Consider the following 22762-nt stretch of genomic DNA (forward strand, 5'->3'; position numbering starts at 1 on the left):
TGTTTTATATAGTTTGCTGCTAGATGCCGCTGGTTTATTCATTCTGCTGAAAACAATGAAAAAACCGGCAGCGGCCGGTTTGGCTGGGAGGGATAGGATAAGAGGGAAAATACAATAAAAGCCGGCAAAAGAGGGGCAGAATAAAGCCATTCCGAACCTCCTTTTGCCGGCTAACTGAGAGTGCAAAGAAATGAGTTCTCCGCAAGCCGATTCTCTTTGGGAGAAACAGTCATCCCTGCTTTTTTAATCAGCCCATCCTTCTTTTTTCTTCTTCAAAAAGATCGTTAAGAGAGCTTAGAGAGCCATCTTCTTCGACCTGATGAACGGAAATCACATTTTTCTCAATGGAAAGTTCGATGAAGCAGCCCCAGCAATAGTATTGGTTTGTTCCGATCTTCCCCAGCTCTTTACTTTGACAGTTTGGACATGTAATCATGGGCGTCACCTCGCACGCTTTTTGCAAACAGCGTGCCCGGCGCTCCCCATTTTTATACCTATAAGCTTATAAAAAGTCGTAAGGTGTGATCTCTTCCATCCCAATCATCGGATCGATGGCTGTAATTGTTTCTTCAGTCAATGCCACGAAGCGAAACGCCTCCCCTTCTGATGCTTCCTCCGCTAGCGCCTTCATTAACTTTTCCTTTAACGCTGTTTTACGCATAAGGTCATCATTGCGTTCAATGCCGATCCGAAACGCGTCTTCTTCCCCGCACAAAATCAAAAACTGCTTGCTCCGCGTGATAGCTGTGTAAAGCAGATTACGCCGCAGCATCCGGTAGTAGCTCTTCACTACCGGGAGAATGACAATCGGAAACTCGCTTCCCTGTGATTTATGGATGGAGCAGCAGAAGGCATGAGTGATTTGATTTAAGTCCTGTCTTGTATAGGTGACTTCATTTCCTTCGTAAGAGACGATCACCATATCTTGCTTTTCTGTATTTTCTTTTGCAAAAAAGATGGACACTACTTCTCCGATGTCACCGTTAAAAATATTTTGCTCCGGCTGGTTCACAAGCTGGAGCACCTTGTCGCCAATACGGTAGTGGACGCCTCCAAAATCAATTTGCTTGCGGGAGCCATCAGGGTTGGCATTAAGAATCTCCTGCAAAATTTCATTTAGACGATCAATTCCCGCAGGCCCTTTATACATGGGGGCAAGCACCTGGATGTCTTTCGCCGTAAATCCCTTTCTAATTGCACTTTTCACCACTTGCTCCACTGCTTCAGGGATTTGCTGGACATGGCAAGCGATAAAAGAACGATCCTTTTGCTGCTTTGTTAAGTTGGACGGCATCTGGCCGCTTTTGATTTCATGAGCCATTTCAATAATGGAGGACCCTTCCTCCTGCCGGTAAATATCCGTTAGCTTAACAGTCGGAATCACACCGGATGCAAGCAAGTCCTTCAGCACCTGTCCGGGTCCCACAGATGGAAGCTGATCCTCATCACCGACAAGCACAACCTGCATATCATCCGGCAATGCTTTAAATAACTGATAAGCGAGCCAGATGTCAACCATTGATACTTCATCAACAATGAGCAGCCGCCCCTGCACCTCCCGGCTGTCTTCATCTTCGTGTGTTTCCTGGCCGCTGAATCCAAGCAAGCGGTGGATAGTGACCGCTGGAAGCCCTGTCGACTCTGCCATTCGTTTGGCCGCCCGTCCGGTTGGCGCTGCCAGCTTCACTGGAAATGGCTCATCTTTTCCATAGGCCTTGGGATCAAGCGAACAGCCATGCAGTTCGGAATAAAGCTCCACAATGCCTTTAATGACCGTTGTCTTTCCTGTGCCCGGCCCCCCTGTCAGAATCATCATTGGCGACATAAGTGCTTTTTGGATCGCCTCTTTTTGAGAAGGGGCATAGTGGACGCCGGTTCGCTCTTCTAAATCGCCGAGCGCCAGCAGAAACTCTGATTCAGGAAATTGATCTTCATACTCTGTTTGCTTGAGCAAACGTTCAATGTTGGCGACAAGACCTTTTTCCGAAAAATATAAAGAGGGCAAAAACACCCGGCTCTCTTCCCCGACTACTTTTCCCTCTTTCTCTAAAACGATCAGCTGCTCGGCAATCGCTTCAAAAGACACTTGCTCTTTGCCGCTCTTGTCCAGCAAAGCTTTGACTTCCTGCAACAGCTGTTCCGATTCTAAATAACAATGCCCCTCTTGCATGCATTGTTGCTCAATGGTAAATAAGATCCCGGCCTTCACACGATCAGGATGTTCTCCATCAATGCCGATCTGTGCGCCAAGCTCATCCGCTCGTCCAAAGCCAATCCCTTCAATATCTTCAACAAGCTGATAAGGATTTTTTTGAATGATTTCAATAGCCTGCTGCTGATAAGCCTGGTAAATCTTCATTGAGAGCTGCGGGCCGAATCCGTATTGATTAAGCGCCACCATCACCTGCTCCAGCCCTTGGTGTTCAAGAAGCGTTTCATACAGGCTTTTCGCTTTATCTGCAGAAAGGCGCGGCACCTCATCAAGCACAGACGGATGATCAAGGATTTTGGAGATCGCTCCTTCTCCTAACGTTTCAACCACCGTTTCTGCCGTTTTTCTTCCAATCCCTTTAAATAAGTCACTGGATAAGTAAGTAATGATGCCTTGCTTTGTCTGCGGCACTTCTTTTTGGGCATGCCGGGCTTGAAACTGGCGCCCGAACTTCGGATGGTCTTTGAAAGCGCCATAAAAAACATACACTTCCTGTTCATGAATTTGCGGAAAGTAACCGGTAACGACTACCTCCTTGTCTTCACAGGCCTCATTTGTTTCCAGCACACGAACACGCAGAACAGAGTAAAAATTCTCTTCATTATGAAAGATCGTAACAAGGTGCCGGCCTTTAACGTACTTTTCCCCATTGGCAAACAAATCCATTGACCCTTGTTCCATCAGCGGCACTCCTTATCGTTCTTCGGCTTTTTCAAGCATTTTCTTTCCATAGCCGGCGAGCATATGATCCGGCTGAATAGCAAGTGCCCGGTCAAACATAGCTGCGGCTTTCTCCGCGTCCTCTAAGTGACCGGCATAGGCAACACCAAGGTTGTAATAAGCATCCGCATGGCTGGCATCAGTTGCCACCACCTGCTCAAGCTGACGAATGGCTTCATCATATGCCGACACCTTTGCCAATGCAAGTCCGAGCTGAAAGCGTGCTTCTGTGTCCGTTTCGTTCAGCTCAACCGCGCGCTGCAAATACGGCAATGCCAATACAGACTGATCAAGCTGGCTAAGTGCCATACCCAGCATGAAAAACACATCGCTCTCCTCAAGCCCCAGCTTGATCGCCTGTTCAAATTCACGGCAGGCTTCTTCTAGCTGCTCTTGCTCATAATAAAAGGTGCCAAGCGCATAATGGGCGGCTCCGGCTGCCGGATCTACCTCGATCGCTTTTTTATAAAAACGCTCAGCCCGTTCCTGCTCACCGACGGTCGACAGTACATGGCCAAAGTTAATATAGGCGGTCGGATCTTCCGGAGCTTCTTCGATCCGTTCTGAAAATAACCTTAAAGCCTCTTCGACTTTTCCTTGCTGCAAATATTCTATACCTTGTAAATTTTTATCCATGAGCCACCTCTATACTTATTTTCATCAAGATTATACCACAGCGGGCGGACCCTGCAGAAAATTAACAAAGAAGACATCCTAAAAAGTCTGGTTTTCAGGATGCCTTCTTTTTCTTTATCATTTCGGTAGTATTCATTAAAAAGATTGATTCTCATCTTTGCAGACCACTTACGCCCACAGCTCTCTGTTCATTTAAAGCAGTTGGCTTAACCGCTCGTTACCCAACGTAGGTCAGTCTCTTTTCATCTTTAAACACCTGATCGATCGTTGCTCCGCCGAGACATTCTTCTCCGTCATAAAACACAGCTGCTTGTCCTGGTGTAATCGCTCGAATCGGTTCATGGAAGTCCACTTTCACTTTTCCATCTTCAAGCAAATGAACCGTTACTTTATTGTCTGGCTGACGGTAACGGAATTTAGCCGTGCACTCAAAAGATTGCGGCTTTGGCTTGTTCGATACCCAGCTTGCTTGATTGGCAATTAACGAAGTAGAGTACAACAAATCATTATGGAAGCCTTGATCTACATAAAGAACGTTCTTCTCTAAATCTTTGCCCACAACAAACCAGGGCTCGCCTGATCCGCCGATGCCAAGACCATGCCGCTGGCCGATCGTGTAATACATTAAGCCGTCGTGATGGCCCTTTACTTCGCCGTCCATTGTTGTCATCAAACCAGGCTGTGCCGGCAAATAGCCGCTTAAAAACTCTTTAAAGTTGCGTTCGCCAATAAAGCAAATGCCTGTGCTGTCTTTTTTGGCTGCTGTAGCGAGCCCCGCTTCTGCAGCAATCGCCCGCACCTGCTTTTTATCAATGCCGCCGATTGGAAACAGTACTTTTTCCAGTTGTTCTTGCTGAAGCTGGTTCAAAAAGTATGTTTGATCCTTATTTTCATCAAGCCCGCGAAGCATTTTTACTTCTTCGCCGCTATGATCGACCCGTGCATAATGCCCGGTTGCCAAGTAATCAGCTCCAAGACTCATGGCATGCTCCAAAAAGGCTTTAAATTTAATTTCCTTGTTGCACATTACATCCGGGTTCGGTGTGCGCCCGGCTTTATACTCCTCAAGGAAATAGGTAAAGACTTTATCCCAATATTGCTTCTCAAAATTTACTGCGTAATAGGGGATGCCGATTTGATTGCATACACGGATGACATCATTATAATCCTCTGTTGCTGTGCAGACGCCGGATTCATCTGTGTCATCCCAGTTTTTCATAAAAATACCGATGACGTCGTAGCCCTGCTCCTTCAATAAAAGGGCGGCAACCGAAGAGTCCACGCCGCCGGACATGCCGACAACCACACGGGTGTCTTTCGGTGCTTTCTTCATTTTGTCCACTCTCTTTCCCTGCAGGAGCCGGCGTTTATTTATTCGTTAAACGAGCGATAATGTTCGCCGTTGCTTCTCCTGCTTGATCTATTTGTTCTTCCGTATTTGTTATGCCAAAACTGAAACGAATGGAGTTGCGCAGGCGGTCGGACTCCTTGCCAAACATCGCTACAAGCACATGAGACGGCTCAATTGACCCGGCCGTGCAGGCTGAACCGCTAGATGCTGCAACGCCGGCAAGATCCAAATTCACTAACACCGATTCCACATCTGTTCCAGGGAAGCTTAAGTTTAGCACGTGCGGCAATGATCGTTCAAGCGATCCGTTCACAGAAAAAGCCACTTGCTTTTCTGTGAGCAAATGCATCAGCCGTTCTTTAAATGACGAATAACGCTTACTCTTCTCAGCCATAGAAGCCATAGCAAGTTCAATCGCTTTTCCAAATCCGGCAATCGCCGGCACATTTTCCGTTCCAGCCCGCCGTTTTCTCTCCTGTTCGCCCCCAAAAAGGCCGGGCGTAAGCAGCAGTCCTTCTCTTGCATACAAAAAGCCGACCCCTTTAGGTCCGTTAATTTTATGGCTCGATACTGACAGCAGATCAATATGATCCGCTTTCACATCAATGGCAACAGCGCCATAGGCCTGGACGGCATCGGTATGAAAAACGGCCGGGTGTTCTTGTAACAGCTCCCCGATTTCCGCAATCGGCTGAATAGTGCCGACTTCATTATTGCCGTACATAATTGTTACCAGAATGGTATCCTCCCGCAAAGCAGCAGCTAAATCGGCTACACGGACCAGCCCTTCTTTGTTCACCGGCAAGTAAGTGACTTCATAGCCTTCTTTTTCAAGATAAGCGCATGTGTGCAAGACAGCGTGGTGCTCTACCGCTGATGTAATAATATGACGGCCGCGGTGCTTCATCGCCTGGGCTGTGCCAACAATCGCCAGATTATCAGCCTCTGTGCCTCCGCTCGTAAAAATAATTTCATTGAAGTCAGCTCCGATGCTGGCAGCTGCAGCTGTTCGCGCTCTGTCTACTGCCTGGCGGGAGGACCGGCCAAACGAGTGAATGCTGGACGGATTGCCGAACGTATCATTCATCTGGGCAGTCACTGTTTCGATCACTTCCGGATGCATAGGAGTTGTTGCCGCATGATCTAAATAAATGCGTTCCATTCTCTCATCTCCTCTTAAATATAAAACATGTAAGCATCGGATTGACCATGCTCGTCTGTGTGGTTCGCCAAGTCTTCCAGCGTTGTATTTTCAAGCACGCCTTTAATCGCGTCACTAATTCTAATCCACAGCTCGCGCTTTGCCGGCTCTTCGTCTTCAATTCCTTCAACGAGGCTGATGGGCCCTTCGAGTACGCGGATAATATCTCCAGCAGTGATCGTCTCCGGTTCTCTCCCCAGCACATATCCGCCGTAAGCTCCGCGGATACTGCGAACAAGCCCAGAATTGCGAAGCGGAGCAATTAATTGTTCCAGATAATGCTCTGATAAATTATGAGCGCCGGCAATAACACGCAGGGAAGTCGGCCCCTCCCCATGCCTTTTAGCTAATTCAATCATAATTGTTAACCCATATCTTCCTTTAGTTGAAATTCTCATATATTTACCCCCTGGTTATGGTCTTTTTTCCATTCATTTACTTTGTTTATTAGTATATCGGAAAACTGTTGACATTGCGGCAATGAAATACCGACAGCCGTTCCCATTAGCAAGCTAAACAGAAACGTGCCTAAATGAACTGGTCCTCCAATGAGCCAGGCAATGGCCAGCACAATAAATTCCATTCCCCGCCGTATACTTGACACTTTCCAGCCGGTTTTTTTCATGACAGCCAGCATAAAGCTATCTCGCGGACCTGCACCAAGCTGAGCAGAAAGATAAAATGACATGCCGTACGCCATAATAAACACACCTGCAATAAACATGATCAGCTTGCCGCTGAAATGATCCGGCGTAGCAATCGTCGGCAGCCATAAAAAGAAATCAATAAAGAGACCCACAAGCAGCATGTTTAAATAGGCTCCAAATTGCGGCCATTCCCGCAAATAAAAAGAGGCCAAACCTAAAATCAAAAAACCGATAAGCACCGACCAAGTACCGACCGTCAGTCCTAATTGTTCATATAACCCTACATGAAGAGCATCCCACGGCGTGGCCCCAAGGTCTGCTCGAATCAGCAGCACAATGCCAAGAGACATAAATAAAAGGCCAATCGTAAAAATCGTCAGCCGAATCACAATATTCCCCTGTTTCCTTATCTTCTCTTTTTTCATCCATCTTACCCCTTATCAAGTGAGCCTGTATAGTCAGCCCCCGCTATTATATCACAGAAAACAGATCAAAAAACATGCCCCGCCCTCATTTCCTATGATACAGTGAAGGAAAAGAATTGAAATGAGAAATGAGGAATTAGGCATGAAACCGTTAGCTTTTCGAATGCGGCCACGGACAATTGATGAAATCGTTGGTCAAGAGCATTTGGTCGGACCTGGAAAAATTATCGAGCGCATGGTGGCAGCAAAACAACTGTCTTCCATGATCCTATACGGTCCTCCCGGCATTGGCAAAACATCGATTGCCAGCGCTATCGCCGGCAGTACAAAATACGCCTTCCGAACACTTAATGCGGTCACCAGCAATAAAAAAGATATGGAAATCGTCGCCGCTGAGGCTAAGATGTCCGGCAAAGTTATCTTGCTTTTAGATGAAGTCCACAGACTGGATAAAGGCAAACAGGATTTTTTGCTGCCATTTTTAGAGAACGGGATGATTACCTTGATCGGAGCCACAACAAGCAATCCTTATCACGCCATCAATCCAGCGATTCGCAGCCGCTGTCAAATTTTCGAATTAAAGCCGCTGACTCCCGACGAAATTGCGAAAACGCTGAAACGGGCTCTTCATGATGAAGAACGGGGGCTTGGCCGGTATCAGACAGAAGTAGCGGAAGAGGCTCTTCAGCATTTTTCCCAGGCAAGCGGGGGCGATGTGCGCAGCTCGTTAAACGCTTTAGAACTCGCTGTGCTATCCACTTCCCCAAATGAAGAGAACGTTATTGTTATCAACCGTACAATCGCCGAAGAATGCCTGCAAAAGAAAAGTTTTTCACACGACAGGGACGGGGATGCCCACTATGATGTAATCAGCGCGTTTCAGAAGTCGATCCGCGGCAGCGATGTTAATGCAGCTCTTCATTACTTGGCGCGGCTGATTGAGGCCGGCGACCTGCCGAGCATAGCAAGAAGGCTGCTTGTTATCGCGTATGAGGATATCGGCCTTGCCAGCCCGCAGGCCGGCCAGCGAACGCTAGCTGCTATTCAGACCGCAGAAAAAATCGGCTTTCCAGAGGCCCGCATTCCGCTGGCAGCGGCTGTAATCGAGCTATGCCTTTCACCTAAATCAAATACAGCTATCTCTGCCATTGATGCGGCTTTAGCAGACATCCGGGCCGGCAAAAGCGGGGATGTGCCTGCCCACTTAAAGGACGCCCATTATCCGGGCGCCAAAGAGCTCGGACGCGGGCTTGAATACAAATATCCACATGATTATGACAGCGGATGGGTGAAGCAACAGTACCTTCCAGACAAATTAAAAAACAAACGTTATTACGAGCCAAAACAAACAGGAAAATTTGAACAAGCCCTGGCCGGAATCTATGACAAGATTGAAAGAGGAAAATAACTAGTTAGCGAAACTGAAAAACGATCTGTCGATTCGGATGCTCTCTCTCCCTGAAAACTTGTCATACAGACTCCTTTCCTTCGATAAAATGATAGGAATATAGATAAAAGGAGAGACTGTATGATCAAAACATATGAGGAAACAGCTAAGTTTGAGCATGAATTTTGGCTGCAAATCTTAGGCGATCACTCCCGCTTTATTTACGAAGCACTTGCGCCTAATGAACAGCAGGATATTGAACAGTCCCGCCTTTTCATCCAAGCCTTTGACCGGCTGCTGGAACAGGCACGAAAAAGAACAACCAATTGGCTAGCGCTTAGCAGACTGGCAAATGAAGAAACTGAAAAGCTGAGAATGTTTAAACTCGACTTGATACGCAGGCATCTTACTGGGAAAGTGTCCATTCAGCTTGGTCCAACCTTTATTAGTCATATGGTGAATGAGCTGGATGAATATAAGCGGCTATTAAAACATTTACAGGCAGAGGAGGCTCCTCCTGTCTATCACGCCCTTCATCATCACCTGCTTTGGCTTTTAGACGCGGCAGGCCATGCCGGCGCCATATCGGATCGCATGGACCGGATTGAAAAAAGACTGAAGCAAAAAAGTGACCGCTTTACAAAGGATTTTGAAGCTTTTTATTTAAAAGCAGTAGAAATGACCGGATTTTTACGGGCCAATCTTTCCACTTTTCCTGCGCTAGAGCGCTTTAATCAAGATACTTCTCTTGAAATGAAGCTGTTTATGAACTTTCTTCAGGAGATCGAGGAATTAGAGCTCAGCAAGGAGGCGCTCGGAACATTTGCTCCGCTCATGGCTGACCATATGATGAGGGAAGAATGCTACTATTTAATAAAGCTCGCTGAATCCGCCGGGCTTCAAAAGCCAAGCTGCGACCCGGCAAAGCCGAGAATAGATGAATAGCAAATTGTCAGATCGCCCTAATCCTGCAGAACCTGTTGATAGAAACAAAAGCAGCAGGCTCTATCGGCAAACAAAATAAGAAAGCTGCTGAGTTCTTTTCATTCAGCAGCTTTCTTATTATAGTCTCTATTATTCGTTCATATCGCTTTTCTAATCATTCAGTGAAAGGAGCCTTATCATGCAGCCTCTCGCCTTTAAGCAGCGACATCCCTTTTGGCAAATGTAAAAAAGGCAAGGAGTTGAAACACGAGATAGTAGATAACAAGAACAGTGATGGAGAATCCAATCGTCATCCCATCAACTAATGTTTGCCCTTCTTCGTATTGCATTAGATTCGTATTTGCGAACAGCAAATATTTCGCCCAATCATATTTCATGGCAATGAGCATTGTGACATTGGAACCGACAAACAGAAGGAATAATGAAATACCGATCGCAAGGGAGCTGCTCCGGAAAACGGCTGAAATCATAAATGCCATCGTTGCCAGCATAAATACGTCTATTGATTTTAGCAAATACACTTTAGACAAATAAACAATCATGTTCTGTTCTACAACTTTTCCGCCTTCATATGCAAGATGAACGGCAGAATGGCTGGAAGAGCCGAACAAGACAGCCCCAATTAAGGCAGATACTACAAATAAGATAGCAATCATAAACAATCCGAACAGTACGACGGCTGCATACTTAGAAAGAAGAATCTTTGGACGGCTGATCGGACGAATCAACAACATTTTTATCGTGCCCCATGAATATTCTCCGGCAACAATCCCGCCAGCGATAATAATCATAAATAATCCGGCAAAGCTCAGCAGCGAGCTGTTTTCCTCGATAAAGGACAATGTAGATGTTTTAGTATCAATCGGCACATTGTTTGCCAAACGGTATTCGTTCACCTTGATCTGTCCTTCTAAATAAGCTTTATGGTCTTTCGATATCTCTGTCGCTTCTTTTAATGTGTTTTCATACTGCGCGTTTTCAGCTTGAACGACTTGACGCCAATTTGGCGTGTCTTTCTGTCTGCTTTCATCATACTTCGTAAACCCGGCAAATACACCCGTCATCAGGATAAGCAATCCAATCATGACATAAGTACCCGGCCGTTTAAATATTTTGATCCATTCATTTCTAATTAAACGTCCCATTAGCTCACCGCCTCTTGCTTTTCTGTTATTTCCAGAAACTTTTCTTCGAGTGTTTTAGATAGCTGCTTCACTTCATAAACTCTCATATTCTTGGACACAAGCAAACTGATTATATCCGGAATCTGCTCTTTACCCGCTTCAACAGACAAGCTGCTTCCGGCAATTTTTACACGGATATCAGGAAAAGAGGCAGTCATTAATTTCGCTGCTGTATCCACGTGATCCACCTCTATGGAATACACCTCACGCCCGTCATCTACCCAATCACGCACAGACTGAACATGAATCAGCCGGCCTTTTTGAATGATTCCGATCCGGTCGCACATCATTTCCATTTCCGAGAGCAAATGGCTGGATACAATAACCGCCATCTTTTCTTTTTCCGCTAAATCACGGATGTATTGGCGGATTTCTTTAATACCCGCAGGATCCAGCCCATTTGTCGGCTCATCAAGAATTAATACTTTCGGGCTGTGCAGAAGCGATTGAGCGATTCCCAGCCGTTGGCGCATACCAAGAGAGTAGGTCTTCACCTTATCGTGAATTCGGTCTCCCAAGCCTACAAGCTGAACAACTTCAGCAATTCGTTCTTTTGTTATTCCTTTTTGCATACGGGCATACTGCTGTAAATTTTGATAACCTGTTAAAAATTTATACATTTCCGGATTTTCTACAATCGCTCCGATATTGCTGACGGCTTTCTCAAAGTTTTTTTGGATGCTGTGTCCGCAAATAACAATGTCCCCTTCTGACAGCTTCATCAGTCCGACGATCATCCGGATCGTTGTCGTTTTACCTGCTCCATTGGGTCCAAGAAAACCAAAAACTTCCCCGGCTTGAATCGTGAAACTTAATGAATCAATAATCCGCTTTCCTTTGATTACCTTTGAAACATTTTTCAATTCCACTAATGTTGTCATTCGTTAACCTCCTATTGATAATTCCTTTTCAGCCATTGCAGCACAGATAAGCCCTCTTCTTCGCGAAGCGCTTCTACATGGCAACGGGCGCGGACCATGCCCTCGTCTAAAATGACTGCCTCCTCCAAAACAGGCTCAATCTCCGTGATTTCATGGGTAGTAATAATGACCGTCTGTTCACCGAAATCAATGAAAGAGACCAGCCCTTTTACAATCGTGTCCCTTACCATCGGATCAAGACCTAAGAAAGGTTCATCCAACAAGAGCACTGGAGCCTTGCGGGACAAAACCAGCAGGAGTTTCAGCCGCCCTTGCTGCCCTTTAGACATCTTCGCCACTTTTTTATGACGCTCCAGACTCATAAATTGAATTAATTCTTCCGCTTTCTCCAGTGAAAAATCTTTGTGCTGTGCAGCGAAAAACTCGATCATCTGCTGAACGGTCAGCCCTGGATAAACCATGCCTTCACTGGATAGATAAGCAACATCGCGGGCAATAGAACGGTCTGCCGGCTGTCCATTAACGATCACTTCACCTTTGGATGGAAAGACGAGCCCTGCGGCCATTTTCATCATCGTGGATTTTCCGCTCCCGTTAGGCCCGAGAATGCCATATATCTTCCCTTTTTCAAATTGCAAACTGACATCTTGGAGCGCTTTTCTTTTTCCGTACTCTTTCGTAACGTTTCGCAACTCAATCATTTTCAGACGGCTCCTTTCCCGCTAAAAATTGTTCGACCGCTTCCGTTATTTCTTTGTCCTCCACACCGATGCCCCGCATATTTTGTATAAATGTCTCAATCATCTCCCGCTGAATTTCAATGCGAAGCTGTTTTTTTCTATCTATTTGTTCCGTCATAAACGTTCCCTGCCCTCTTCTCGTTTCTACTACGTCCATGCGTTCTAGTTCTCCATATGTTCGCTGTATCGTATTCGGATTGACCCCCGACTGAATGGCCATCTCCCTGACCGATGGCAATTTTTCGCCGGGGGCGATCTTTCCGCGCACAAATTGCTGAATAATGCGGTCAGCAATTTGCCGGTAGATCGGTTTGGATGTTCTAAATTCTTCAGTCATGTTTCATTACACCTCTACTTTTCGATTGAGCAGCCAGGCAGCAGCTAAAAACAAACCGACATGAAAAAGAACGGAGACAATGATCGGCCATATTTGAATAGCGCCGTTTTCAACAGAAAAACTCATTGCGCCTATTCCCCATGCTTGCGTACCAGGTTCGCTAACACGGACCGTCCAGCTGGCAAACCATTTTTCAATAAGCGGAATTTCCAGCATCTTTGCCGCTAGCCCTTGAAAGGCGACATAAATGGCAATTACAACGCCCCACCGGACTTTCTTAAGCAGCGGGTACGCATTTAACGAATGATACACCGTCCACAGAAATAGCCCCCAGACAGTAAAATATAAAGCTCCCGCCGTAAGTGCCCCATTTAATAAAAATCCTTCCCTGTATGGCACGCTCCTTCCAGGTATATGAATATACTCCTGTACATTAGCGATATTTAGCGTAATCAGCGCCAATACATCCGTGAGAACTAAGGAAGCGAGAAAAACAGCCAGTGCAACCACTAGTTTGGACAACAGCAGCCGCATTCCCCCTGCCGTACTATGCAGCCAGTACTGTCCTTTCTCCTCCGCTTTCAGCAGCACCATTTCTGTCATCGGCAAAAGAACGAGGTGAAAAAGATAAATCATAAAAATAAATGGAAAGACGAGGGCAAATGCATCATAGTATGTCGCAAACATCAGCCCTGCCCCATAAATCGCCAATACAGCAATCAGCCATAACCAAAAATAATTTTTAATGAGTAAAAAATCTTTCTTTAGCAGTCCTTGAAACATTTTGTCCCCTCCGTGTATCAGTGTTCTATTTAGATAGTACACTAGAACACCATGACAGTCAACACTCATTTCCAGTTTTTTCACTAAAACGTTTTTTCCGTCTCACTTTTCTTTCTTCTCCTATAGCGGAGAAGACAAAAGAAAAAAGCCGCCCTGAACAGGACAGCTTTTTTCTCCTTTATTTTTCATCATTTACGCGAGTAATCTTAATGTCTTTTAATAATTCTCTTACGACATAACTTGCCATAATCAATCCGCAAACAGAAGGAACGAAGGCGTTAGAAGCAGGCGGCATCTTCGCCTTGCGAATCTCTGCTTGGTCATTGCCGACTACTTTGCGAACGTCCTCACGAATAACGATCGGGCTTTCATCAGAAAACACAACCGGAATGCCTTTGCGGATTCCTTCTTTTCTCAGGCGGGTCCGAATCACTTTGGCAATCGGATCTGTATGAGTTTTTGAAATATCGGTAATTTGAAAACGGGTCGGATCTAATTTATTGGCCGCTCCCATGCTCGAAATGATCGGAGTGTTGCGTTTCAGGCATTCTTTCATCAGATGGATTTTATAAGAAATCGTATCGGAGGCATCGACGACGAAATCCAAGTCATACTTAAAAAATTCTTCATATGTTTCTTCTGTATAAAACATATTCAGCGTGATAACCTCGCACTCCGGATTAATATCGGCAATACGCTCCTTCATTACCTCTGCTTTTGGCTGGCCAACCGTTGACAGTAATGCAGGAAGCTGGCGATTGACGTTCGTAATATCGATGGTGTCTTTATCTACAAGCACCAGGCGCCCCACACCTGAACGAGCGAGTGCTTCTACAGAAAAGGAGCCAACGCCGCCGATACCGAGAATAGCAACGGTGCTGTTTTGTAAAATATCCATCCCTTCTTGTCCGAAGGCGAGTTCATTGCGTGAAAATTGATGCAGCATGAATAGGATCACTCCATAACATTAATAATATATTCTTATCTTTTCAGATAGGATTAATCTTACTTGAAAACATTGATTCATTCAATGTTTTCCCCTATTTCTGCAACAAAAAAACAGCCTCTGTCAAAAAGAGGCTGTGAGTGGCAATAGATATAAAGGGAAATCCCGATCGTGCCGTTCGATGAATCTATATGTTTTGAACCCGCTCTAGGCAGGTGGGTGCCCTGAAGTAAAATTTGTACGTCCTCCATCCAAGAGGCGTGTACGCCATTTACATACCCGAGCTCCCGTAACATACATTGTTCGGTCAAAACAGATAGTGAAAATAAACGGACACATCAGGACTTCCCTTCGTTGAAAATAATCATAACACACGTGTATAACGATTTCAACTTTCAATTATCTAAATATTTAAAAATCACTTTTTCGCTGTCGCGCGAATCGCTAAATGCAATTCCTCCAGCTGGCCAGAGCTTACTTCGCTCGGAGCATCCATTAAAAGATCGCTTGCGCTAGCTGTTTTCGGGAAAGCAATCGTATCGCGCAGGTTTGTACGCCCTGCAAGCAGCATAACCATCCGGTCCAGTCCGAGTGCAATCCCGCCATGAGGAGGTGTACCGTATTCAAACGCATCCAGCAAGAAGCTAAATTGCTCTTTCGCTTCTTCCTTCGTAAAGCCTAGCACCTCAAACATCTTTTCTTGAATATCGCGTTCGAAAATCCGAATAGAACCGCCGCCAAGCTCATATCCATTTAAGACAATATCGTAAGCCTGCGCCCGTACTTTTCCTGGTTCATCGTTCAAAAGCGGCAGATCCTCACGAACCGGCATTGTAAATGGATGATGGGCAGCAAAATAGCGCTTGGCATCCTCATCATATTCAAGAAGCGGCCAATCCGTCACCCAGAGGAAATTAAATTTGTTTTCATCAATCAAGCCAAGGTCTTTTCCGAGCTTTAGACGAAGAGCTCCAAGGGCATCAGCTACAACGGATTTTTTATCCGCTACAAATAGCAATAAGTCGCCTGCAGCGGCTGCTGCAGAAGAGATTAAACCATTTTGTTCTTCCTCAGAGAAGAATTTAGCGATCGGCCCTTTTAAGCCATCCTCCTCTACCTTCATCCAAGCAAGCCCTTTGGCTCCGTATATAGCAGCAAACTCTGTCAATGCATCAATATCTTTGCGGGAGTAAATCGTTCCGCCGTTTTTGACGTTGATGAGCTTCACTTGTCCACCGCCGGCAACAGCACCAGCAAATACTTTAAAGCCTGAATCCTTTACCTGTTCAGATACGTCCACTAACTCCATGCCAAAGCGTGTATCTGGTTTGTCAGAGCCAAAACGGCTCATCGCCTCATCGTATGTCATCCGCGGGAACGCCTCAGTGATTTCGATGCCTTTTACCCGTTTCATGACGCGCTTCAGCATTTCTTCGGCCATAGCCATGATATCTTCCTGGCTCATAAAGCTTGCTTCAATGTCGATTTGCGTAAATTCCGGCTGACGGTCTGCACGCAAATCTTCATCACGGAAACAACGGGCAATTTGATAATAGCGATCAAAGCCGGATACCATGAGCAGCTGCTTGAAAAGCTGAGGCGATTGCGGCAGCGCATAGAATTCGCCTCCATGCACACGGCTCGGGACTAAATAGTCACGGGCTCCTTCTGGCGTGCTTTTGGTTAAAATCGGTGTTTCTACATCAAGAAAGCCTTCTTCATCAAGATAATCGCGCACTGCTTTTGTCACATCACTGCGCATTTTAAATGTTTCGTACATCACTGGACGGCGTAAATCCAGGTAGCGGTATTTCAAGCGAATGTCCTCAGATACTTCTGCTGCATCTTCAATCGGGAATGGAGGAGTTTTTGCCTCACTTAAAATAGTGATTTCATTTACTTTGATTTCGATTTTCCCGGTAGCAATACTCTCATTAATTGTGCTTTCGTCGCGGGCAATCACTGTTCCTTGAATATCCAGCACATACTCATTGCGGACCTTTTCAGCTATTGCTAATGCCTCTGCAGATGTTTCTGAATCAAATACAATTTGCACGATGCCTGTACGATCGCGAAGGTCGATGAAAATTACTCCGCCTAAATCTCTGCGGCGCTGCACCCATCCCTTTAAAGTGACGTTTTCGCCAATTTGCTGCTCTGAAATTTTTCCACACTCATAAGATCTGCCAAACATTTACTTTTCCTCCATCTTCTTTCTTAATGTCTCAACGAATTGATCAAGCGCTATTTCCTGCTGCTCGCCTGTTTCCATATCTTTTATATTAATTTTATTTTCCTTTAGCTCATCTTCGCCCAAGATCGCAACGAACCGTGCTTGTAAGCGGTCGGCCGCCTTGAACTGAGCCTTCATCTTGCGGTTTTGGTAATCGCGCTCCGCTTTCATTCCTGCTGTTCGCAAGTCATGAACGAGCTTGACCGTGTAATCTTTCGCCTCTTCTCCGAGAGAAACGACATAGCAATCGAGCCGGTTATCATCTTCCCACGCGATCCCTTCTGCTTCCATCGCGGCGAGAAAGCGTTCCATACTAAAGGCAAAGCCGATCCCCGGAACGTCCGGGCCGCCCATTTGGCTGACAAGCCCGTTATAGCGTCCGCCGCCGCACAGTGTCGTAATCGCTCCAAACCCGTCGGCCCGGCTCATAACTTCAAATGCAGTGTGGTTGTAGTAGTCAAGACCGCGGACAAGCGTCGGGTCAATTGTAAAGTCAATGCCAAGTGCAGTTAAATAGCTTTGGACCTTTTCAAAGTATGTACGGGAATACTCATTTAAATAGTCTAAAATAGACGGAGCAGACTTCATTAATTCGTGTTCTCGGTCTTTTTTGCAGTCCAAGATGCGCATTGGATTTTTTTCCAAGCGGCTTTGGCAATCCTCGCAAAACTCGCCAATTCGCGGCTGAAAGTGCTCGATAAGCGCGTTTCTATAAGCGACGCGGCTGTCCTTGTCACCGAGAGAATTTAAGACGAGCTCCACTTTTTGCAGGCCGGCCGTCTTGTAAATATCCATAACGAGCGCCATGACTTCAGCATCAATAGCCGGATCTTCGCTGCCGATCGCTTCAACGCCAAATTGGACAAACTGGCGGTACCGCCCTGATTGCGGACGCTCGTAGCGAAACATCGGCCCATTGTAATATAATTTGACCGGCTGGTTCGGATCTCCAAACATTTTATTTTCCACAAACGACCGAACAACAGCTGCTGTTCCTTCCGGGCGCAGTGTCAGACTGCGGTCTCCGCGGTCTGTGAAGGTATACATTTCCTTCTGCACGATATCTGTTGTATCGCCGACTCCACGCTGGAACAATTCCGTGTGTTCAAAGATCGGCGTCCGAATTTCTTTATATTGATAATTGCGGCAAATCTCTGTAGCAATTTTCTCAATGTGCTGCCATTTTTCCACCGTTCCCGGTAAAATGTCCTGCGTGCCGCGCGGAATATTGATACTCATATTTCTTCCTCCTTCAATAGATTTTTAGGTGTTTTTTTCCAAATAAAAAAACCCTTCATCCCTCCAATAAGGGACGAGAGTTTATTTCCCGTGGTACCACCCTGGTTAAAGCGGACTAGCCGCTTTCACTTTTCCATTAACGCCTGGTTGCGTTTTCCTCTACTTGAATGCTTCGTTCAAGGAAAAACCTCCGGAGTGTTCCTTCATTACGGTGCGGACGGGAATAGCTTACAGCCATGGCTCTTCCTCTCTGAACGTGCAATCCTTAACTACTTTTCTCCATCATTGGTCGAATTATTTGGTTGTCAGCAAAAGCCAGGAAGGCGGCTCTGCTGTTCGTTATCAATGTTCCTATTATAAAAAACTTTCTTGGTGCATTCAAGCTTCTTTTTCACAACTTTCCGCATATATGCCGCTTTCAGAGACAGATGATTACAAAAAGACAGACCTTTTTCTTAATTTAAGAAAAATAGCGGAAAGAAACACCAAAACGTGAAAGAGATGCTAAAATAATACGTGAATTTATTTATCTTCTTGAAGGCGGTGAATTATGGATAGGAAAAAAATTAGTTTAATAGCAGCCTTTGTTTTATTGCTTAGTCTTTTACCGGTAGCCATCCCTTCTGCACATGCAGCCCAGCAGCAGGTGGAGATCGCCGTAAACAAGGCAAATGTCCGCAGCGAACCGAACATGTCGGCAAGCTTAGTTGGACAAGCCAACCGCGGCAAGCGGTATATCGTGTTGAAGGAACGATATGACTGGTATCAAATCCAGCTTGATAATGGTGTAAAAGGCTGGGTCGCCGGTTATATTGTTAACAAAACAGATGCTTCCTCCGAAAGAAGCCGAGCAGGAAATGAAGAACAAGCTCAAAGCGCGGGCACAGGCAAATCAGCCACTATTTTGGCTGACGGCCTAAACGTACGAAATGAACCGTCTTTGTCTGCGGGTGTCATCGGAAAGCTTCACATTGGCGACCAAGTTCCTGTAAAAAAAATAAGAAATGATTGGGTGAATATTCGCTACAAAGGACAAAACGCCTGGGTGAGCCGGCAGTTCGTCCGCCTATCAAGCGAATCAGAGCAGAGCACCAGCCACAGCGAAACAGCAGCAGACGGCTTTGCTGTTATTCTATATAATGGAACAAATCTCCGTTCCAGCGCCAGCACATCGGCTTCTGTGGCAGCAAGAGGCTCTCAAGGAGAGCGCTATCCTATTCAAGCCCGGGTTGGAGATTGGTATAAAATCGGTCTTGCAAGCGGCCAGCAAGCTTTTGTAGCAAGTTGGGTAGTATCTGTAAACGGAGAATCCCCTTCTGAAAACTCTTCCTCGGAGCCAGCTGCCGACCGCACACCGGGGCTGCAGGGAAAAACCATTATTTTAGACCCGGGACACGGGGGGATGGATGCTGGCACGACCGGCATGAATGGCACGTTTGAAAAGTTCATTACATTAAAAACTGCTGACCGCTTATACAATAAGCTTCGACAGGCAGGAGCTAATGTGATATTGACCCGTTCCGGCGACCAATATATTTCGCTTCCTTCCCGAGTTGCTACGGCTAAATACCATCATGCCGATGCATTTATCAGCCTTCATTACGATAGCACTTATCACTCGGGAGCAAACGGATTCACTACTTATTATTACCATAGCCGCCACAAACAACTCGCAAAAGATGTGAATCGCAACCTTGAACAAAATCTGCCAATCAAGAATCGCGGTGTCCGCCGCGGCGATTACTATGTTTTGCGTGAAAACAGCCGGCCGTCCATTTTGCTCGAGCTTGGGTACTTAAGCAATCCGAAAGAAGCCTCGGCGGTTGTGACAAGTCCTTATCAGGAATTGATCACTAACGGCGTTTATAACGGACTAAGCTCTTATTTTAATAATTAAGGCACAGCCACAGGGCCAACCTAAAGGATCATGACACATGACTTTTGGGTTGGCCCTTTTTCTTCTTTTAAAAAACAGGCGGTGCGTCTCCTGGTCACAAACACTCCTCCCACTTCAATGAACAGGGAGGACAAAGTTCAAGGCGGCCCGCTTTAAGCTTGAGATGCCGAATGGACCTAGCTAGCGTCCCCCGAGATGTCTATCTTTCTTCCAAATGTTTAAATCACTGAAAAATCAAAAAGGGTTCGGAATAAGACCGTCCGAACCCTTTTGCCGACACACTCAAGCAGATGAAACCATCGTCTGCTTGAGTGTGTCTATCAATTGCTCTCCAGTATAAACGTCACAGGACCGTCATTCACCAAGGAGACATCCATCATAGCACCAAATTCGCCGGTTTCCACATGGACACCTTTCTCCTTGAGCAGCTCGTTAAAGCGGTCATAAATCCGCTCAGCCTGCTCTCCTTTAGCAGCCCCCATAAAATTCGGGCGGCGCCCTTTGCGGCAATCACCGTACAAAGTAAATTGAGAAACAGATAAAATGGCTCCTCCCACATCAAGAAGCGAGCGGTTCATCTTGCCTTCTTCATCTTCAAAAATCCGCAGATGAACAATTTTTTCAGCTAAATAGGCGGCTTCCTCTTCTCCGTCCTCATGCGTAACACCGACAAGAAGAACAAGCCCGCTATCAATGCGGCCTACTACCTTTCCCGCTACAGTAACAGACGCTTCTTTGCTTCTTTGCAAAACAACCTTCATCTCTAAAACACCCTTAATTTAAAATTCTGTGCACAGAATAAATATCTGGAATTTGCTTAATCCGTTCCACCACTTTATGGAGGTGGCTAATATTATGAATATAGATGGCCATATCAATTTTCGCGACTTTGTTGCGGTCAGACCTGCCAGAAACAGTCGAGATATTTGTTTTCGTTTCGCTGACTGCTTGCAGCACTTCATTCAGCAAGCCTTGGCGGTCATAGCCTGAAATCTCAATTTCTACGGTATATTCCTTTTGATCAGCTGTTCCGCCTTCCCATTCTACTTCAATTAAGCGGTCGGTCGACTCCTCGTCGTTTACGTTCGGACAATCGGCGCGGTGAACAGAAACTCCGCGGCCTTTCGTAATATAACCGACGATATCATCGCCTGGAACCGGGTTGCAGCAACGGGACAAACGGATGAGCAAATTGTCAATTCCCTTAACAGTAACACCGGAATTTTTCTTCGACTGGGACTGTGAAGAAACAGGCTTCAGGTCTTTTAATGATTCTTCAACGAAAGCTTCCTGATCCCTCATTTTCCGAAGCTTTTCTGTCAGACGGTTAACGACTTGCAACGCCGTGATCCCATTATAGCCAACAGCAGCATACATATCTTCTTCATTGGCAAAATTGAATTTTTCAGCCACTCGCTTCACATTCTCAAGCGTAATTACTTCCTTCACATCAAAATCCATGTTTTTAATTTCTCTTTCTACTTGCTCCCGGCCTTTAATAACGTTTTCTTCCCGATTTTGCTTTTTGAAAAATTGCTTAATTTTATTTTTAGCCTGCGACGTCTGCGCCATTTTCAGCCAATCCTTGCTTGGCCCATAGGAGTGCTTGGACGTTAAGATTTCAACAATATCGCCCGTCTGAAGCTTGTAATCGAGAGTCACCATTTTTCCGTTCACTTTTGCCCCGATCGTTTTATTGCCGATCTCCGAATGGATACGGTAGGCGAAGTCAAGCGGCACTGAGCCTTTTGGGAGTTCAATTACGTCTCCTTTTGGCGTAAAGATAAATACCATATCGGAGAAAAAGTCGATCTTTAATGACTCCATAAACTCTTCTGCGTCAGCAGAATCATTCTGGTATTCCATAATCTCACGGAACCAGGACATCTTTTTATCGAATGAAGCTTGCTCATCCACCGTTTTGCCTTCCTTGTAAGCCCAATGGGCAGCCACCCCATATTCAGCGATATGATGCATATCCTTTGTCCGGATTTGCACTTCAAGCGGGTCTCCTTTTGGACCGATGACTGTCGTGTGAAGCGACTGATACATATTCGTTTTCGGCATGGCGATATAATCTTTAAATCGGCCAGGCATTGGCTTCCAGCAAGTATGAATGACTCCCAGCACCGCATAACAGTCCTTAATGCTGTCCACAATGACGCGAACGGCAAGCAAGTCGTAAATTTCGTTGAATTGCTTATGCTGCAGAGCCATTTTGCGATAAATACTGTAAATATGCTTCGGCCGTCCCGATAACTCGGCCTTAATAGCAATTTCATTGAGGCGCATTTTCACATCTGTAATGACTTCTTCTAAATATTGCTCGCGTTCCGCCCGTTTTCTCTTCATTAAATTGACAATTCGATAATACTGCTGTGGATTTAAATAACGCAGAGCAATATCTTCCAGTTCCCATTTAATCTTTGAAATTCCCAGACGGTGAGCAAGAGGGGCAAAAATCTCCAATGTTTCATTGGCAATGCGCCGCTGTTTTTCGTGCGGCAAATGCTTTAACGTCCGCATATTGTGCAGGCGGTCTGCCAGTTTGATTAAGATGACGCGAATATCCTGTGCCATTGCGACAAACATTTTTCGGTGATTTTCTGCCTGCTGTTCTTCTTTGGATTTATATTTAATTTTTCCGAGCTTTGTTACGCCATCTACAAGCATGGCTACTTCTTCTCCAAAAGCTTCTTTCATATCTGCGAGTGTTATGTCCGTATCTTCGACAACATCATGCAAAAAACCGGCTGCTACAGTGGCCGGATCCATTTCTAAATCTGCCAGTATTCCCGCCACTTGAATGGGATGAATAATGTAAGGCTCCCCTGATTTCCGATACTGGTCCTTATGCGCTTCTTGAGCGTATTGATAAGCCTTTTCTACGAGCTTGACATGTTCTGCGTTTAAATATTCACTCACCTTCTCAATCACTTCGTCGGCAGTCAACACCCGATCTTTTGCCATATATTTACTCACCTTTGCCATCTATTAA

General features: G+C 45.7%; 20 protein-coding genes, 1 other RNA gene and 1 other annotated feature. Of the genes, 3 read left to right on the forward strand and 18 right to left on the reverse strand.

Annotation, left to right across the window (positions count from 1 at the left end):
• Positions 1 to 247 precede the first annotated feature (247 nt).
• The 7 genes from BBA02S_RS02210 to BBA02S_RS02240 all read right to left on the reverse strand — a co-directional run bounded on the left by BBA02S_RS02210 (position 248) and on the right by BBA02S_RS02240 (position 7192).
• On the reverse strand, positions 248 to 436 hold the full coding sequence (locus BBA02S_RS02210; RefSeq protein WP_041097411.1) for a hypothetical protein: 189 nt from the start codon (positions 434 to 436) through the stop codon (positions 248 to 250).
• A 66-nt stretch (positions 437 to 502) separates the two neighbouring features.
• Positions 503 to 2893, reverse strand: a complete 2391-nt coding sequence (gene recD2 / locus BBA02S_RS02215; protein WP_174521393.1) for an SF1B family DNA helicase RecD2 — start codon at positions 2891 to 2893, stop codon at positions 503 to 505.
• 12 nt (positions 2894 to 2905) lie between these two features.
• Positions 2906 to 3568 carry a tetratricopeptide repeat protein gene (locus BBA02S_RS02220; RefSeq protein ID WP_041113969.1) on the reverse strand — a complete coding sequence of 221 codons (663 nt, stop codon included), beginning with the start codon at positions 3566 to 3568 and terminating at the stop codon, positions 2906 to 2908.
• Positions 3569 to 3785: 217 nt separating this feature from the next.
• Complete coding sequence (mnmA, locus tag BBA02S_RS02225) at positions 3786 to 4901, reverse strand: tRNA 2-thiouridine(34) synthase MnmA (protein WP_041113968.1); 1116 nt, start codon at positions 4899 to 4901, stop codon at positions 3786 to 3788.
• Between the two features lie 34 nt (positions 4902 to 4935).
• Positions 4936 to 6081, reverse strand: coding sequence for a cysteine desulfurase family protein (locus BBA02S_RS02230; protein ID WP_041113967.1), 1146 nt, complete (start codon positions 6079 to 6081; stop codon positions 4936 to 4938).
• 14 nt (positions 6082 to 6095) lie between these two features.
• Complete coding sequence (gene cymR, locus BBA02S_RS02235; RefSeq protein ID WP_041097420.1) at positions 6096 to 6518, reverse strand: cysteine metabolism transcriptional regulator CymR; 423 nt, start codon at positions 6516 to 6518, stop codon at positions 6096 to 6098.
• Positions 6515 to 7192 (reverse strand): YczE/YyaS/YitT family protein, encoded by a 678-nt coding sequence (locus BBA02S_RS02240; protein WP_041097422.1) that lies wholly within the window; start codon positions 7190 to 7192, stop codon positions 6515 to 6517. Before BBA02S_RS02240 ends, cymR begins: the two co-directional genes overlap by 4 nt.
• A 142-nt stretch (positions 7193 to 7334) precedes the next feature.
• Here BBA02S_RS02240 and BBA02S_RS02245 point away from each other — a divergent pair, with 142 nt between their 5' ends.
• On the forward strand, positions 7335 to 8600 hold the full coding sequence (locus tag BBA02S_RS02245; RefSeq protein WP_041098223.1) for a replication-associated recombination protein A: 1266 nt from the start codon (positions 7335 to 7337) through the stop codon (positions 8598 to 8600).
• Positions 8601 to 8720: 120 nt separating this feature from the next.
• Positions 8721 to 9524, forward strand: a complete 804-nt coding sequence (locus tag BBA02S_RS02250) for a DUF2935 domain-containing protein (RefSeq protein WP_370670937.1) — start codon at positions 8721 to 8723, stop codon at positions 9522 to 9524.
• Between the two features lie 194 nt (positions 9525 to 9718).
• Here BBA02S_RS02250 and BBA02S_RS02255 read toward each other — a convergent pair whose 3' ends face one another.
• The 9 genes from BBA02S_RS02255 to hisS all read right to left on the reverse strand — a co-directional run bounded on the left by BBA02S_RS02255 (position 9719) and on the right by hisS (position 17867).
• Positions 9719 to 10669, reverse strand: a complete 951-nt coding sequence (locus BBA02S_RS02255) for an ABC transporter permease (RefSeq protein WP_041097424.1) — start codon at positions 10667 to 10669, stop codon at positions 9719 to 9721.
• Complete coding sequence (locus BBA02S_RS02260) at positions 10669 to 11589, reverse strand: ABC transporter ATP-binding protein (RefSeq protein WP_041113966.1); 921 nt, start codon at positions 11587 to 11589, stop codon at positions 10669 to 10671. Before BBA02S_RS02260 ends, BBA02S_RS02255 begins: the two co-directional genes overlap by 1 nt.
• An 11-nt stretch (positions 11590 to 11600) precedes the next feature.
• The gene (locus BBA02S_RS02265; protein ID WP_041097428.1) at positions 11601 to 12290 is read right to left on the reverse strand and encodes an ABC transporter ATP-binding protein; all 690 of its coding nucleotides are present in this window, start codon (positions 12288 to 12290) and stop codon (positions 11601 to 11603) included.
• Positions 12283 to 12666: a GntR family transcriptional regulator gene (locus tag BBA02S_RS02270; protein WP_041097430.1), complete on the reverse strand. Its 384-nt coding sequence runs from the start codon at positions 12664 to 12666 to the stop codon at positions 12283 to 12285. The genes BBA02S_RS02265 and BBA02S_RS02270 overlap by 8 nt, the downstream gene beginning before the upstream one ends.
• Before the next feature lie 6 nt (positions 12667 to 12672).
• Positions 12673 to 13449, reverse strand: coding sequence for a hypothetical protein (locus tag BBA02S_RS02275; protein ID WP_041097432.1), 777 nt, complete (start codon positions 13447 to 13449; stop codon positions 12673 to 12675).
• Between the two features lie 178 nt (positions 13450 to 13627).
• Positions 13628 to 14395, reverse strand: a complete 768-nt coding sequence (locus tag BBA02S_RS02280; protein WP_041113965.1) for a tRNA threonylcarbamoyladenosine dehydratase — start codon at positions 14393 to 14395, stop codon at positions 13628 to 13630.
• A gap of 158 nt (positions 14396 to 14553) precedes the next feature.
• Positions 14554 to 14743, reverse strand: a non-coding RNA gene (gene ssrS, locus BBA02S_RS02285) — 6S RNA.
• A 70-nt stretch (positions 14744 to 14813) separates the two neighbouring features.
• Complete coding sequence (gene aspS / locus BBA02S_RS02290; RefSeq protein WP_041097437.1) at positions 14814 to 16589, reverse strand: aspartate--tRNA ligase; 1776 nt, start codon at positions 16587 to 16589, stop codon at positions 14814 to 14816.
• Complete coding sequence (gene hisS, locus BBA02S_RS02295; RefSeq protein WP_041097439.1) at positions 16590 to 17867, reverse strand: histidine--tRNA ligase; 1278 nt, start codon at positions 17865 to 17867, stop codon at positions 16590 to 16592.
• A 66-nt stretch (positions 17868 to 17933) separates the two neighbouring features.
• Positions 17934 to 18162, reverse strand: a binding site (T-box leader).
• A gap of 255 nt (positions 18163 to 18417) precedes the next feature.
• On the opposite strand from hisS, the gene BBA02S_RS02305 reads away from it, so the two are divergent.
• Positions 18418 to 19764, forward strand: a complete 1347-nt coding sequence (locus tag BBA02S_RS02305) for an N-acetylmuramoyl-L-alanine amidase family protein (RefSeq protein ID WP_041097443.1) — start codon at positions 18418 to 18420, stop codon at positions 19762 to 19764.
• 320 nt (positions 19765 to 20084) lie between these two features.
• On the opposite strand, the gene dtd is transcribed toward BBA02S_RS02305, so the two are convergent.
• Entirely contained in the window at positions 20085 to 20525 is a 441-nt protein-coding gene (gene dtd, locus BBA02S_RS02310) for a D-aminoacyl-tRNA deacylase (RefSeq protein WP_041097445.1), read from the reverse strand.
• A 13-nt stretch (positions 20526 to 20538) separates the two neighbouring features.
• Positions 20539 to 22734, reverse strand: a complete 2196-nt coding sequence (locus BBA02S_RS02315; RefSeq protein ID WP_041097446.1) for a RelA/SpoT family protein — start codon at positions 22732 to 22734, stop codon at positions 20539 to 20541.
• Positions 22735 to 22762 lie beyond the last annotated feature (28 nt).

The sequence above is a fragment of the Bacillus badius NBRC 15713 genome, assembly GCF_001591605.1.
In the GTDB taxonomy this organism is placed as follows: Bacteria; Bacillota; Bacilli; order Bacillales; family Domibacillaceae; genus Pseudobacillus; species Pseudobacillus badius.